This is a genomic window from Ruegeria sp. BI11, assembly GCF_056538005.1.
In genome coordinates, this window is sequence record NZ_JBQFSM010000001.1 from 533,636 (window position 1) to 546,637 (window position 13,002).

General features: G+C 56.7%; 12 protein-coding genes and 3 tRNA genes. 12 read left to right on the forward strand and 3 right to left on the reverse strand.

What is annotated here, in order from left to right; translation table 11 throughout:
• Window positions 1-98 precede the first annotated feature (98 nt).
• Window positions 99-175 (forward strand) — tRNA-Ile (locus ACR0DT_RS02605).
• Window positions 176-467: 292 nt separating this feature from the next.
• Window positions 468-1,004 carry a hypothetical protein gene (locus ACR0DT_RS02610; RefSeq protein ID WP_480709251.1) on the forward strand — a complete coding sequence of 179 codons (537 nt, stop codon included), beginning with the start codon at window positions 468-470 and terminating at the stop codon, window positions 1,002-1,004.
• A 158-nt stretch (window positions 1,005-1,162) separates the two neighbouring features.
• On the opposite strand, the gene ACR0DT_RS02615 is transcribed toward ACR0DT_RS02610, so the two are convergent.
• Together ACR0DT_RS02615 and ACR0DT_RS02620 are read right to left on the reverse strand one after the other, a co-directional pair.
• Window positions 1,163-1,873: an aspartate/glutamate racemase family protein gene (locus ACR0DT_RS02615; RefSeq protein WP_480709252.1), complete on the reverse strand. Its 711-nt coding sequence runs from the start codon at window positions 1,871-1,873 to the stop codon at window positions 1,163-1,165.
• A 136-nt stretch (window positions 1,874-2,009) separates the two neighbouring features.
• On the reverse strand, window positions 2,010-2,930 hold the full coding sequence (locus ACR0DT_RS02620) for a LysR family transcriptional regulator (RefSeq protein ID WP_480709253.1): 921 nt from the start codon (window positions 2,928-2,930) through the stop codon (window positions 2,010-2,012).
• Between the two features lie 99 nt (window positions 2,931-3,029).
• Here ACR0DT_RS02620 and ACR0DT_RS02625 point away from each other — a divergent pair, with 99 nt between their 5' ends.
• The 6 genes from ACR0DT_RS02625 (at window position 3,030) to ACR0DT_RS02650 (ending at window position 9,286) form a co-directional block, all read left to right on the forward strand.
• A complete protein-coding gene (locus tag ACR0DT_RS02625) occupies window positions 3,030-4,163 on the forward strand; it encodes an enolase C-terminal domain-like protein (protein WP_480709254.1) in 1,134 nt (377 codons plus the stop codon).
• On the forward strand, window positions 4,160-5,410 hold the full coding sequence (locus tag ACR0DT_RS02630; RefSeq protein WP_480709255.1) for an NAD(P)/FAD-dependent oxidoreductase: 1,251 nt from the start codon (window positions 4,160-4,162) through the stop codon (window positions 5,408-5,410). The genes ACR0DT_RS02625 and ACR0DT_RS02630 overlap by 4 nt, the downstream gene beginning before the upstream one ends.
• Window positions 5,411-5,460: 50 nt before the next feature.
• Window positions 5,461-6,438 (forward strand): TRAP transporter substrate-binding protein, encoded by a 978-nt coding sequence (locus tag ACR0DT_RS02635; protein WP_480709256.1) that lies wholly within the window; start codon window positions 5,461-5,463, stop codon window positions 6,436-6,438.
• A 69-nt stretch (window positions 6,439-6,507) separates the two neighbouring features.
• Window positions 6,508-7,041 (forward strand): TRAP transporter small permease, encoded by a 534-nt coding sequence (locus ACR0DT_RS02640; RefSeq protein ID WP_480709257.1) that lies wholly within the window; start codon window positions 6,508-6,510, stop codon window positions 7,039-7,041.
• Window positions 7,042-7,045: 4 nt separating this feature from the next.
• Window positions 7,046-8,359: a TRAP transporter large permease gene (locus tag ACR0DT_RS02645; RefSeq protein WP_480709258.1), complete on the forward strand. Its 1,314-nt coding sequence runs from the start codon at window positions 7,046-7,048 to the stop codon at window positions 8,357-8,359.
• A gap of 3 nt (window positions 8,360-8,362) precedes the next feature.
• On the forward strand, window positions 8,363-9,286 hold the full coding sequence (locus ACR0DT_RS02650; RefSeq protein ID WP_480709259.1) for a hypothetical protein: 924 nt from the start codon (window positions 8,363-8,365) through the stop codon (window positions 9,284-9,286).
• Here the strand turns inward: ACR0DT_RS02650 and ACR0DT_RS02655 are convergent.
• The gene (locus ACR0DT_RS02655; RefSeq protein ID WP_480709260.1) at window positions 9,283-10,602 is read right to left on the reverse strand and encodes an ATP-binding protein; all 1,320 of its coding nucleotides are present in this window, start codon (window positions 10,600-10,602) and stop codon (window positions 9,283-9,285) included. The two genes, ACR0DT_RS02650 and ACR0DT_RS02655, sit on opposite strands and share 4 nt — an antisense overlap.
• Before the next feature lie 44 nt (window positions 10,603-10,646).
• Between ACR0DT_RS02655 and ACR0DT_RS02660 the strand changes: the two genes are divergently transcribed.
• The 4 genes from ACR0DT_RS02660 to ACR0DT_RS02675 all read left to right on the forward strand — a co-directional run bounded on the left by ACR0DT_RS02660 (window position 10,647) and on the right by ACR0DT_RS02675 (window position 12,849).
• On the forward strand, window positions 10,647-11,561 hold the full coding sequence (locus ACR0DT_RS02660) for an MBL fold metallo-hydrolase (protein ID WP_480709261.1): 915 nt from the start codon (window positions 10,647-10,649) through the stop codon (window positions 11,559-11,561).
• Between the two features lie 77 nt (window positions 11,562-11,638).
• Window positions 11,639-11,713, forward strand: a tRNA-Asn gene (locus ACR0DT_RS02665).
• A 130-nt stretch (window positions 11,714-11,843) separates the two neighbouring features.
• Window positions 11,844-11,918, forward strand: a tRNA-Asn gene (locus ACR0DT_RS02670).
• 454 nt (window positions 11,919-12,372) lie between these two features.
• Window positions 12,373-12,849: a hypothetical protein gene (locus ACR0DT_RS02675; protein ID WP_480709262.1), complete on the forward strand. Its 477-nt coding sequence runs from the start codon at window positions 12,373-12,375 to the stop codon at window positions 12,847-12,849.
• The last annotated feature ends 153 nt before the right edge of the window (window positions 12,850-13,002 follow it).

The window sequence follows — 13,002 nt, forward strand, 5'->3', positions numbered from 1 at the left end:
CTTTTGAATGGTTCCCGCGCGGGTTATTCGATTGTGCGTCCTGTTGCAACGGTCAGGCTTGACGCGGCTGTTCACCGTGATACTCAAAGCGCTCAGGCGGGCCTGTAGCTCAATTGGTTAGAGCAGAGCGCTCATAACGCTTTGGTTGCGGGTTCAAGTCCTGCCGGGCCTACCAAAAACCGCTTTTTTCCTAAAAAACTGTGACCGAACACCTAATGCCTCGGGCAGATTAGCTCACATTTCCTCAATGGGGTGCGAGGCGAGAGCCTTACGAATTCAAAACAGTAGGGACGATTCAAGTGTCGATCACCTAAGCAACTTCAGCTTCAACCCGCAAAACTTTGCCCATGCGCACTATTCCACCTGCCAGTTATCGAAACGGAGGATTTCAAAGTTCTCCGCTTGGAGCTGTCTGGTGACTTCATGCCGATTTTAAAGTAGTGTGATTGCAGGAGGAGGTAATCGAAATGAAAGCCATCCTTGCCTTTCTAGTCGCCTTTTCGGGTTCCCAATCGTTTGCCCAAGAAGATGCAATCACGGGCCGCATGATCTGTAAGGTCCTGACAAGCAAGTTCGTTCCAACCAGCGAGGAACACAGCGTCTCAATCGATATTCACAGTGAAGGATTTTCGTCTGGCACGGTATTCAACTTCGATTTCACGCACGACTTGGAGCACGGCATTGAGATTTATCTGGGCGAGCCCGACCGAACAAATGTTCTGATTGAAGAACCTTTCCCAGCGAGCAGCTTCAAGGGGATTTCCCGAATAACCAATGGCGCTGAATACCGAACCACGTACAGCGAAGTTTCACTCGATAAGTTCTTGATCAATTACAAAGGCAACGATCAACTTTATCTTAAGAAATGCCTTTCCGATGAGTGGGAAGGATTCTTTACCCAAACTTATGTTAGCGGCCATCACACTCAGGTTGTCTCGCTAACGTGCAGCCCATTTGTCGATTCCATTAATGAAGTCTTAGCTCGCCTAAAGTTTAGTAACTAAATCTTGGCCAACTCTGGCGCCATATAACGTATGGTTTCGAGTGATGGTGCAGCCACATCTTGTCAATGTCGCTGGGAAATCACCGTTTGATCCACTGCACACCCGCGATCCACCGAAGGTTTCGATACTAAGGTCGGTCGCCAGTCTGCATTAACCGCTCAATAAACCGGCGGGCGCAGCCCGGCCTGAAACCAGCTGACCAGAGAGACGATAGAATACACCGGCAGCCCCGTCGCCGTTTGAATATCAGCTGCGTAGGGGCACATGTTGGTACATTCCAACACCAGCGCGCCGAGATCGGGATGGGCCTCTTTCATCGCCAAGGCGGCCTCGACATTGTCGGCGCGGGCTCTGTCCACGTCCAGCGTCAGTTCGTTGTCCAGGATCGCGCACGTGAACTCCTGCCCGCCTTCGGTCGAGCCGATGGGCGTGCCCTCGGGCACCTGTGCGCTGCGCAGATGGGCCTCGGTCAGGGTCGAGGCCGAGATGGTCAGCACCCCTGCCCGTTTGCCTGCTGGCAATATCCGGTTCACCATTTCGACCTGCATCAGCGAGGATGTGACAACGGGCACCGGGACCGCCTCGGACAGTTCTTTTTGAAACAGCGACAGAAACCCGCAATTGGTGGTGATCCCGTCGACACCCTCATCAACCAAATCTCTTGCAGCATCGACAAAGGCGTCCAGCATGCCAGCGGCCCCGCGTCGCACCACCAAATCGGGCGAGGCATTCCGAACGATGCGGTAGTGCACCGGAAATGGCCAGGTCAACGCGTTGCCCATGTCGCCGGGAATGCGGGGAAAGCGAGCGTCCAGCATCAGGATACCCACCGATGCGCCGTAAACCGATTTTCCACCTGTTGCGATCATTCCTCAAACCTCTTGTTATCCGGGTATTTTCTGCAGGGATTTCTTCGCCATCCAAAACGAGGCGACGCGCGCAGAGTTTGCACAGAGCGGTTAAAGGTCAATAGGCAAAACTGCATGCTTGGTATTCGGCCCGAATTCAAACACTGTCGCTGCCGTCATTCGCCATGGTGGAAAAGGACGCCATCGCGGGTTTCAACTGGTCCAAAAATTCTCGCCCGATGGTTGACAAAGGACGCCCTTTGGCGGTGATGATCGCCAGCTCCAAAGTCACCGCTGGCCGGAATGGGCGGGTCTGGTATCCGCTTTCGGCATCAAAGGCGACAGTAAAGGGGTCGATCACCGCGACCCCCATCCCCTGTTTGACAAAGCTCAACAGGTTTTCGGACAGATGCGTGTGAATCTGCGTGCGCCACGTCCGGTTCGCCGCCTGAAAGACATCCCGAGTCCCGCGATAGGTCTGATGTTCGGGGCCCATCACGATAAAGGGCTCGTTCTCAAGCAGATCCGGGGTCATCACGTCGTATTGGGCCAGATGGCTGTCTTCGGGAAACGTGGCCAGAGTTTCAAAGCGGAACACCTGAGCATTGAGCGTGTCGTGCAGGATCGGCATTTCGACAATGCCCACTTCGAACAGACCCGAGATAACCCATTCCTGAATCTTCGACGAATATTGCGATTGAAAACTGACCGATAGATTGGGGCGGCTGGCCGCAAAACGCGCGATTTCCCGTGGAATGAAGCCAAAGGACAGCATGTGTGGCGCGGCGACCTGTAGCTGACCGGGATGTTTGTTCTGCAAATCCGTCACCGCCTGCGCCACGTGGTCAAGGCCCCGCACAACCGTGTCCACCTCGCGATACAGCAAATCGGCTTCGGGGGTGGGCAACAAACGGCCTTTATTCCGCTCGAACAGCGGCAGACGGGCTTCGCGCTCCAACTGAGCCAGAAGATTGCTGATGCCAGGTTGCGATATCCCCAGAACCGAGGCGGCCCCAGTCACCGTTCCCGTCTCCATTATCGCGTGAAACGCTTGCAATTGCCGGAACCGAAGGGACATCAGACCATCCTCATCATTTTTTCTGATACCCTTGCTATAACATAGTATTTGAAATGATATAGCCATCACGGCACGGTTCCCCTAACGACCGGAGGACCAATGACCGACTTGAACCAGACCATCACCGGATTTGACCTCTGGCATCTTGAATTGCCCGTTACCTCGCGGCGCGACCATGGGATCGGATCGGTCGAGGGCAGTTGCGAAGTCGTAATTCTGCGGTTGACGTCTGAGGACGGATCGCAAGGCTTCGGCGAGGCGTCGCCCTGGTCGGTCTTCACAGGAACACCCGAAGCAACCTTCGCCGCGCTGGACCGCTATATCCGTCCGCTGGTTGTTGGCGCGCGGGTAGCTGACCGGGCTGGAATCACGGCCAAAGCCGCCTATGCCGTCGCGCATTGCACCGAGGCCAAGGCCGCGCTGGAAGCCGCCTTGCTGGACCTAACCGGGCGCATCAGTGACGTGCCGGTCTGGGCATTGTTGGGCGGCAAATGTCGGGACTCGATCCCGCTGAGCTGCTCGATCGCCAACCCGGATTTCGGGCAGGACATCGCGCTGCTTGAGCAACTGCGCGAAGATGGCGTTCGCATCGTCAAGCTAAAGACCGGGTTCAAGGACCATGCGTTCGACATCATGCGGCTGGAACATCTGGCGCAACATTGCACCGAGTTTTCGGTGCGCGTCGACTATAACCAAGGCCTGTCCATCGAAGACGCCCCCGCACAGGTGCGTGATGTGGCGCAGTTCAATCCGGACTTCATCGAACAACCCGTCCGGGCGCATCATTTTGGGATGATGACCAAGCTGCGAGACCAGATCGACCTACCCCTGCTGGCCGACGAAAGTGTGTTCGGGCCCGAAGATATGGAACGCGCGGCACGTGAAGGCATCTGCGATGGCGTCTCGGTCAAGATCATGAAGTCCGGCGGACTTAGCCGGGGTCAGACCGTCGCCCGTATCGCGGCTGCACATGGGCTCAGCGCTTATGGTGGCGATATGTTCGAGGCTGGGCTGGCGCATTTGGCCGGAACCCACATGATTGCCGCGACGCCCGAAATCACGCTGGGATGCGAGTTCTACCAGGCCTCTTACTTCCTGAAAGAGGATATTTTGGAAGACCCCTTCCAGGTACAGAACGGGCAAGTCATCGTGCCTGACACGCCCGGATTGGGCGGTCGTCCGGATCTGGCTAAGCTGAACCGCTATGCCGTGGCCAAGGCGGTGGCCGCATGAGCGAACGCAAGACCATAGCCATCATCGGCACTGGCATTGTCGGTGTGTCGGCGGCGGTCTGGCTGCAACGCGACGGGCATGACGTTATATTGATCGACAAGGCAGGGCCTGGCGAGGGCACTTCGCACGGCAATGGTGGGGTTCTAGCGTCTTGTTCAATCATTCCCGTTACGGTGCCGGGGCTGCTGCAAAAGGCCCCGAGAATGCTGTTTGATCCATCCCAACCTCTGTTCTTGAAATGGGGGTATGTGCCCAAACTGTTGCCGTGGCTGATGCGATACCTGAAGCACGCAAACGTAGACGACGTGGAACGAATTGCTGCCGCACTAGCACCCATTGTCGGCGACAGCCTGAACGACCACCAGGCACTGGCCCAAGGCACCGGGGCCGAGAAATGGCTTACACCTTCGGATTATTTGTTCCTCTACGAAAACCGACAGCATTTCGAAGGCGATGCACTGGGCTGGGGTATCCGGCGCAAGCATGGCTTCGAATGGGAAGAATTAGAGGGCGAAGCTTTTCATGCCTACGACCCGATCTTCAGCAAGGAAATTGGTTTCGCCGCAAGGCTGTCCGATCACGGGCATATCACAGATCCGGGGCGGTATGTGAAAGACTTAGCTGCTTATGTCGAAGCCAATGGCGGCAGAATCATCTGCGCGGCAGTCGATGACGTCGTGCGCGACAATGGCCACGTTACCGGCGTACGGGCGAGTGGTGAAACCATTGCCTGTGATACCGCGATTGTCACTGCGGGTGTCTGGTCCGGGCCCTTGGCCGACAAACTGGGTGTTTCTGTTCCGCTGGAAACCGAACGCGGGTATCATCTTGAATTAGTGGAACCTTCCGCAATGCCGAAAAGTCCGGTTATGGTGGCATCAGGCAAATTCGTCGCCACCCCGATGGAGGGCCGTATCCGTCTGGCCGGGATCGTCGAGTTTGGCGGGCTGGACGCGCCGCCTTCGAAGGCGCCGTTCGAACTGATGCGCAAAAATGCCCGGGCGGCCTTTCCCGGCGTGACATGGAAGGATGAAGTGGAATGGATGGGGCACCGTCCCGCGCCCGCAGACTCGATCCCGGTAATCGGTGAGGTTCCGGGCATTAACGGCGCGTATTTGGGCTTTGGCCACCATCACATCGGCCTGACAGGCGGGCCCAAAACCGGGCGTCTATTGGCGCAAATGATCGCGGGCAGAACCCCGAACACGGACATGGGCGTCTACGCCCCGTCACGATACGCGAATTAATACAGCCGGTGATCAACACCGGCATGACCAACACCAACTGGGAGACCAAAATGAAAAAATTAACGAGCCTTCTGACAGCAACCGCACTGACCGCCGCCGCAGCCATGCCGGTCGCGGCCGAGAAATGGGACATGCCGATGGCCTATTCGGCCTCGAACTTCCATTCGGCCACCGGCGCTGAGTTCGCCAAATGCGTGACAACAGGTACAGGCGGTGAGATCGAGATTGTTACCCACCCCTCGGGCTCGCTGTTTAAGGGCGGCGACATCAAACGTGCCATTCAGACTGGTCAAGCCCCGATTGGTGAGCGCCTGCTGTCCGGCCATCAGAATGAAAACGCGCTGTTCGGATTTGATTCAATCCCCTTCCTGGCCACATCTTTCGACGACAGCGCCAAGCTGTGGGACGCTGCAAAACCCTCGATCGAGAAACTTCTGGCTGAACAGAACCTGACGCTGCTTTACGCGGTGCCTTGGCCGCCGCAAGGGCTGTATTTCAAAGACGAGGTGAACTCGGTCGCCGATATGAAAGGCATCAAGTTCCGCTCGTACAACAACGCCACGTCACGCCTGGCCGAGCTGACAGGCATGCTGCCGGTGACCATCGAAGCGGCTGAAATCAGTCAGGCCTTTGCCACTGGCGTTGCCGATTCTATGGTGTCTTCGGGCTCTACTGGGTATGACCGTAAAGTATGGGAAAGCTTGAACTATTTCTACGAAGTGGATGCCTGGCTGCCGCGTAACTACGTGATGGTGAACTCGGATGTCTGGGGTGGCGTTTCTGACGCGAACAAGAACGTGATCAAGGGCTGTGCCGAGCTGGCGGAATACGCAGGTAACTGGCGCGCCAAGGAATACACCGGTTTCACTTTGCAGGGTTTGCGTGATGGTGGCATGACCGTTGGTCCGGCCTCCGAGCAGATGACGAACGAGCTGAAAGAGATCGGCGTCACCATGACCAATGAATGGCTTGAGGCCGCCGGGGACGAAGGCAAGGCCATCGTCGACGCCTTCAACGCACAGCAATAACACTGCGCGTGCGGGCGGCAGCCATCTGCCGCCCGTTCTCTATCCAACCATAAGAAAAGCGGGGACAGTATGGCAGCATTACGAGGGCTTCGGTCCGTACTGGATTTCATCTATCTGGCAGCAGGCGTGCTGGCGGCGTTAAGCCTGATCGCCATACTGGTTCTGATCGTGGTGCAGATGCTGGCCCGCTGGACGGGCGAAGTTTTCCCAGGCGCGCCCGACTACGCGGGATATGCGATGGCCGCGGCCTCGTTCCTGGCCTTTGCTAACGCGTTGAACCGAGGCAGCCATATCCGCGTGTCGATCCTGTTGAATGCAGTGCCTGAAAAGTTCCGGCGGGTGCTGGAAATCTGGTGTTTTGGCATCGGCACTGCGGTCATGTGGTATTTCTGCTGGTACGCCTACCGCTTTGTCTATTGGAGCTGGAAATTTAACGACATCAGTCAGGGGCAGGACAAAACCGCGCTTTGGATACCGCAGTCGGCCATGCTGATCGGTGCTGTCATTCTGGCCATCGCCCTGACAGACCACCTGATCCACGTGATATTCCGCGGCGATCACCGCATCACCCGCGATCTTGCCGATCAAAGCCACGGAGAGTGAGAGCATGGAAAACGCATCAATCATAATCCTCTTCCTCTTTGTTCTGTTCACCTTACTGGGCACCGGTGTCTGGGTCGGGCTTGCCCTGATGGGCGTCGCCTGGGTCGGGATGGAGCTTTTCACCACACGCCCCGTCGGCGACGTCATGATCACCACGATCTGGTCAGCATCATCCTCGTGGACGCTGACAGCGCTGCCAATGTTCATCTGGATGGGCGAAATCCTGTACCGAACGCGATTGTCCGAGGACATGTTCAAGGGGCTTTCCCCGTGGATGGCCCCCCTGCCCGGTGGTCTGGTGCATACCAATATCGTTGGCTGCACGGTATTCGCTGCCGTATCGGGCTCGTCCGCTGCCACGTTGACTACAGTTGGCAAGATGTCGATCCCTGAACTGCGCAAGCGGAACTATCCCGAGCGCATGATTATCGGCACCCTGACCGGTGCGGCGACACTGGGCCTGATGATCCCGCCCTCGCTGACGCTGATCGTCTATGGCGTTACCATCAATGAATCGATCACCAAGCTGTTCTTTGCAGGCATCCTGCCGGGTCTGGTTCTGGCCTGCATGTTCATGGGTTATGTCGCGATCTATTCCAAGATCGGCAAAGACTGGAACCCGAACCAGGAAAACAAACTGACGTTTGCCGAGAAGATCAAGAACTCACGCTTTTTGCTGCCGGTGATCCTGTTGATCGTCGTTGTCATCGGTTCGATGTATTTGGGCTATGCCACCGCGACCGAGGCCGCCGCATTTGGCGTGATCGGAGGACTTTTGCTCGCCGCTGGTCAGGGGTCGTTGAACTGGAAGACGTTCACCGAAAGCCTGATGGGAGCAACCCGAACCAGCGCAATGATCGCGTTGATCCTTGCGGGCGCGGCCTTCCTTTCGCTGTCGATGGGCTTTACCGGCCTGCCGCGCGGTCTGGCTGACCTGATTGCCGGATGGGAGCTGACACGGTTCGAACTGCTGATGGTACTGCTCGTGTTCTACATCATCCTTGGGTGTTTTTTGGACGGGATTTCCTCGGTTGTTTTGACCATGGCCGTGGTCGAGCCGATGATCCGTGATGCAGGGATCGACCTTATCTGGTTCGGCATCTTCATCGTCGTCGTGGTCGAGATGGCGCAAATCACGCCACCTATTGGGTTCAACCTGTTCGTGATGCAGGGCATGACCAATCATGAGATGAGCTATATCGCCCGCGCAGCGATCCCGATGTTCCTGATCATGGTGGTAATGGTTTTCGTCCTGATCTGGTTCCCGGAACTTGCCACCTGGCTGCCAGATAACCTGCGGCAAAGTCCCGCCGGGTAGCCGTTGAACCCGCTGCACATCGCTGCCCGCCACGGACCCTATGTTCTGCTGGCGGGCCTTTTATCGGGGCTGCTGCTGCCATGGCTGGCGCAGCCGATGCGGCCCCTGCTGCCGCCAATGGTTGTGCTATTGCTGTTCGTCACCGTACTGCGAATGGACCCGGCGCGCATCTTCGGATCTCTGCGTGACCTACACCGCGTCATCGGGGTGGTTCTTGGCCTGCAACTCGTATTGCCCCTGATAGTTCTGGGTGTAGGTGCCGTGGGCGGATGGCTGGACAGCCCGGCAGTGTTTGCGCTGCTGGTCATGACCGCCGCTCCCTCGATTGCAGGTAGCCCGAATATGTGCAGAATGATGGGGCACCCGTCTGAATACGCGCTCCGCCTTCTGGTCATCGGCACCGCGTTGCTGCCACTGACCATTGCCCCAGTGTTCTGGCTTGCGCCGCAGCTGGGCGGGTTCGGCACGGTGCTTTGGGCCGCCGCCAAACTTCTGGCCACGATCCTACTGGTAACCGCAACAGCGGTTATCATCCGAAGAACACTGTTACGAGCCCCGTCACCTTCAACAGAAAGCGCGCTTGAGGGCCTCGCCAATATCACCCTGGCCCTCTTTGTCATCGGCCTAATGCCCTCGGTCAGCGAGGTCATCCTGACCGAGCCGTTACGCGCGCTGCTCTGGATCACCTTCGCCTGCGTGGCCAATCTCGGTGTGCAGGTCATTTGTTTCCGCTTGACCCGTTTTCGCATGCCCGCAGCTACGGCGACCGCTGTGTCCCTGATCGCGGGCAATCGAAATATCGCGTTGTTCTTTGTTGCCTTGGCGCCCGAAGTTACCGCACCAATCATGGTGTTCATCGGCGCCTACCAAATCCCGATGTACCTGACCCCGCTGGTGATGCAGCGCATGTACCGGTCAGCACCTTAGCGTCCGATGATGATGTCGGCGCAAAGGCCGCCCAAACGCTCACTCTTGCTTAGACGGACCACGCCCCCATGTGCCCGTGCGATATCTGAGACGATGGCAAGGCCCAGCCCTACGCCGCTGCCCTGATTCTGATTGCGCGCCGGATCCAAGCGCGAGAATGGCTTGACCGCCTCCGCCCGCTCTTCGGGCGGAATTCCCGGCCCGTCATCCTCGACCCGGATACGCAGGGACTTGGGCGTGACGGACAGGCTGACATCAGCGCGTTTCCCATACCGCATGGCGTTGCCAATCAGGTTTTCCACTGCGCGCCGTATAGCGGTAGGGCGTAGCATTGCCGTCCCTTCCCCCTCAATCGAGATTAATTCGGCCTCATGCCCCGCCCGGCGAGCATCTTTGACGATTTGTTCCAACAGCACTTTGGGATCGACTGCTTCCGGTGCTCCTTCGGCGGCCCCGCGCGAGAATTCAAGGAACGCATCCAGCAGCAATTGCATCTCATCAACATCTTGCTGCAAAGGGGCGGCTTCTTCCTCGGGCAGCATCGACAAGCCAAGCTTCAGACGCGTCAACGGAGTGCGCAAATCGTGGCTGACCCCCGACAACATCATAGTGCGCTGTTCCATCTGACGCTCGATACGCGCCCGCATGTCTAGAAACGCACTTCCCGCCGCGCGTACTTCGATGGCCCCACCGGGGGAATAAGGCACCACTCTGCCCCGACCAAATGCTTGCGCAGCCTCGGCCAGACGTGTGATCGGGCGCAGTTGGTTGCGCATATACAGGAAAGAAATCGTGGTCATAACCACCGCAAAGAACAACATCGTTACAATCAGCTGATGCGGCGCCACCGGAGACAGGCGACGGCGGTCAAAGGTCAGTTGTAAAACCCCCAGATCCGTCTGCAGGTACAGCCGGGCTTCTTGTCCGCTCGGCAAAGCAACAGCCGACAGATTCGGCAGCAACGTCCGTAAATCGGTTTCGACACGCGGCGCGATGAAGTCATACCAGCGACGAGAGCCGATCATTGGCTTTTCGTTGATGCCCAGAAACCGGGCTTTCATCTCGAGCGCCTGTAAATCAGGTCGAACAGCCGCCAGCGCCTGCTGCTGCGTTTCCGATCCGTCCATGACATCGGTTACCAAGGTCACCTCGCGCGAGGCGGCCCGAGTCATTTGCGCGGTGACGTCTTCCAAGTGCTTTTGCAGGAACGCGACCCCCACCACCAGCAATACGACAACCACCGGCAGGACCAGTATCAGCGCAGCACGTACATATAGGCTGCGCGGCATATAGTGTTTGAGCCATAGCGTGGACATGCGCTAAACCTAACGGGCTGTTACGACAAGAGAAAGAGCACAGAATGCAGGCGCCTGACGAATTCAACCCGCCCGCGGGTCCGGCGGTTGAGCTGCAGCCGGGATTGCGGCGGGTTTTGGCACCGAACCCGTCGCCCATGACCTATCGTGGGACCAACACGTATCTGTTGGGTACGGGCGAACTGGCCGTGATCGACCCGGGACCACTCAGCGATGGGCATTTGGATGCGATTCTGGCCGCGGTACAGCCAGATCAACGGATCAGCCACATCATCGTCACCCACAGCCATCTGGATCACTCACCGCTTGCACGGCCTTTGGCAGATCGAACCGGCGCCCCCATTCTGGCCTTTGGTGGATCCGAGGCCGGGCGCAGCGCAGTGATGACCCAACTGGCCGATGGTGGGCTTGCGGGCGGTGGCGAAGGAATCGACACCACCTTTCGCCCTGATATCGAACTGCCTGATGGCGCGCTGATCACCGGCGATGACTGGCAGCTTGAAGTGATTCACACACCCGGCCATTTGGGCAACCACATTGCCCTTGGCTGGGACCAAGTCTGTTTCACCGGCGATCACGTCATGGGTTGGGCCAGCTCTCTGGTCTCACCTCCTGATGGAGATCTGACGGATTTCATGTCGGCCTGCCATCGCCTTCGATCACGCGACTGGACGGTCTTTCACGCTGGACACGGCGCGCCCATTACCGACCCCACGGCGCGGCTGGACTGGCTGATCAAACATCGCCTGACTCGCGAAGCGCAGATTCTCTCAGCGCTTGAGGATCACCCCGGCACAGCCCATGACTTGGCCAAGCGGATCTATGTGGACACACCAGCCGCATTGCTGCCTGCTGCAGAAAGAAACGTTTTTGCCCACCTTATTGATCTGGTTGGAAAATCGCAGGTCGCGCCCGAAGGAAAATTGTCTGCCGACGCCCGGTTCAGCAGGCAATCCTGAGTCGCCAGAACTTTTTTGCGAAAACGTCGAATTCCCCTCTGGACGGCAAAAATTGGGATTGTTATACGGCCCTCAGTTCCGGCGTAGCTCAGCGGTAGAGCAGTTGACTGTTAATCAATTGGTCGTAGGTTCGATCCCTACCGCCGGAGCCAAATCTTCCCTACAATCGTAACTATCGTCAGAGCCTGTCAGAGTAGGGATTTTGGCGCAGGATTTTTCGTCGAAAAATCTTTCGCCCCCTCTGGACGCCACAGAAACGGATTGCTATACGGCGCGAACCGTTCCGGCGTAGCTCAGCGGTAGAGCAGTTGACTGTTAATCAATTGGTCGTAGGTTCGATCCCTACCGCCGGAGCCAAATACCACTAAGTTACAATGACTTAAAACCCACTTGGGACACACCTACGCGGGGTGTGTTTGGATCGTGTCCCGACGTGTGTCCCGACTCATCACCGCAGCAACGCCACTGGAATGAAACTAACCAGAAACCATAACGACAGGGTCCGCAGGCAACTGTGACGCGGTCATCGGGTCTGGGTGGCAACATGTACCTTGTCGGCCACTTGTGGCGGTCAGTGCATGAGGCATAGAAATTAGTCACAATTTTCGCTTTCAGTTTTCTCACAATGCTGATTGTTCTCATCGTTTTTTCAGTTGCAAAAAAGTATCAAATTGACATTTTTAGATAGCACATCAGCCTGAAAGACCGTTTGTATCGTTCCTGCGAAAAATCGTCAAAATTTAGTCAATATTCGCAATCAATCAGATTGTAGGAATGTTAAACAACCTACGAAAAATAAGGGAAAAATTAAATGAAGTTCACCAGTTGCCTTGTCGGGTTGTCGCTGCTCACGCTTCTCAGTGCCTGTGCTTCCTCCACCACCACGCAACTTGCTCAAAACATAGTCCGTATCGATGTAAGTGCTGCACCAGCATGTGGTTCGTCCGGCGCAAGGAAGCTGGTAGCTCGAATGGCGGCGGTCGAAACTATTAGATTGGGTTACGACAAGTACTACATCGCCGGAATGGACGCACAAAACAATGTTCGAGTTGTTGGAGCCAACTACAATACAACTGGCACAATAAACACTTGGGGTAACACAGGAAGCTATTCTGGTTACACCACGGCCACACCTATCTATGGCGGTACACAAGATGCTGCACTTGTTGCAGTAATGTTTAAAGCAAATGACCCTGAGGCAGCAAACGCGATTGATGCTCGTGCCACTCTCGGTCCGAATTGGCAAGAAGTCGTAGCCAAGGGTACTCCAAACACTTGCCTAGAATGACAAGAAGTCAATTGATCAAATGATGCGGTTTCATTGCCTTATGAAAAGAGTGTCATGCTGCGAGGGAATGCACTTGTCGTTCACACTCCATCAGTTATTGGCACTAATGGCCTGGAATTTTACGATGGCGCGGTAAACTGGGCGCGTTGTGGC

Bases quoted from the DNA above. Each gene is read 5' to 3' on its own strand.
- ACR0DT_RS02660 (WP_480709261.1), top strand. From the start codon at position 10,647: ATGCAGGCGCCTGACGAATTCAACCCGCCCGCGGGTCCGGCGGTTGAG.
- ACR0DT_RS02675 (WP_480709262.1), top strand. From the start codon at position 12,373: ATGAAGTTCACCAGTTGCCTTGTCGGGTTGTCGCTGCTCACGCTTCTC.
- ACR0DT_RS02630 (WP_480709255.1), top strand. From the start codon at position 4,160: ATGAGCGAACGCAAGACCATAGCCATCATCGGCACTGGCATTGTCGGT.
- ACR0DT_RS02625 (WP_480709254.1), top strand. From the start codon at position 3,030: ATGACCGACTTGAACCAGACCATCACCGGATTTGACCTCTGGCATCTT.
- ACR0DT_RS02635 (WP_480709256.1), top strand. From the start codon at position 5,461: ATGAAAAAATTAACGAGCCTTCTGACAGCAACCGCACTGACCGCCGCC.
- ACR0DT_RS02615 (WP_480709252.1), bottom strand. From the start codon at position 1,873: ATGATCGCAACAGGTGGAAAATCGGTTTACGGCGCATCGGTGGGTATC.
- ACR0DT_RS02645 (WP_480709258.1), top strand. From the start codon at position 7,046: ATGGAAAACGCATCAATCATAATCCTCTTCCTCTTTGTTCTGTTCACC.
- ACR0DT_RS02640 (WP_480709257.1), top strand. From the start codon at position 6,508: ATGGCAGCATTACGAGGGCTTCGGTCCGTACTGGATTTCATCTATCTG.
- ACR0DT_RS02620 (WP_480709253.1), bottom strand. From the start codon at position 2,930: ATGTCCCTTCGGTTCCGGCAATTGCAAGCGTTTCACGCGATAATGGAG.
- ACR0DT_RS02655 (WP_480709260.1), bottom strand. From the start codon at position 10,602: ATGTCCACGCTATGGCTCAAACACTATATGCCGCGCAGCCTATATGTA.
- ACR0DT_RS02610 (WP_480709251.1), top strand. From the start codon at position 468: ATGAAAGCCATCCTTGCCTTTCTAGTCGCCTTTTCGGGTTCCCAATCG.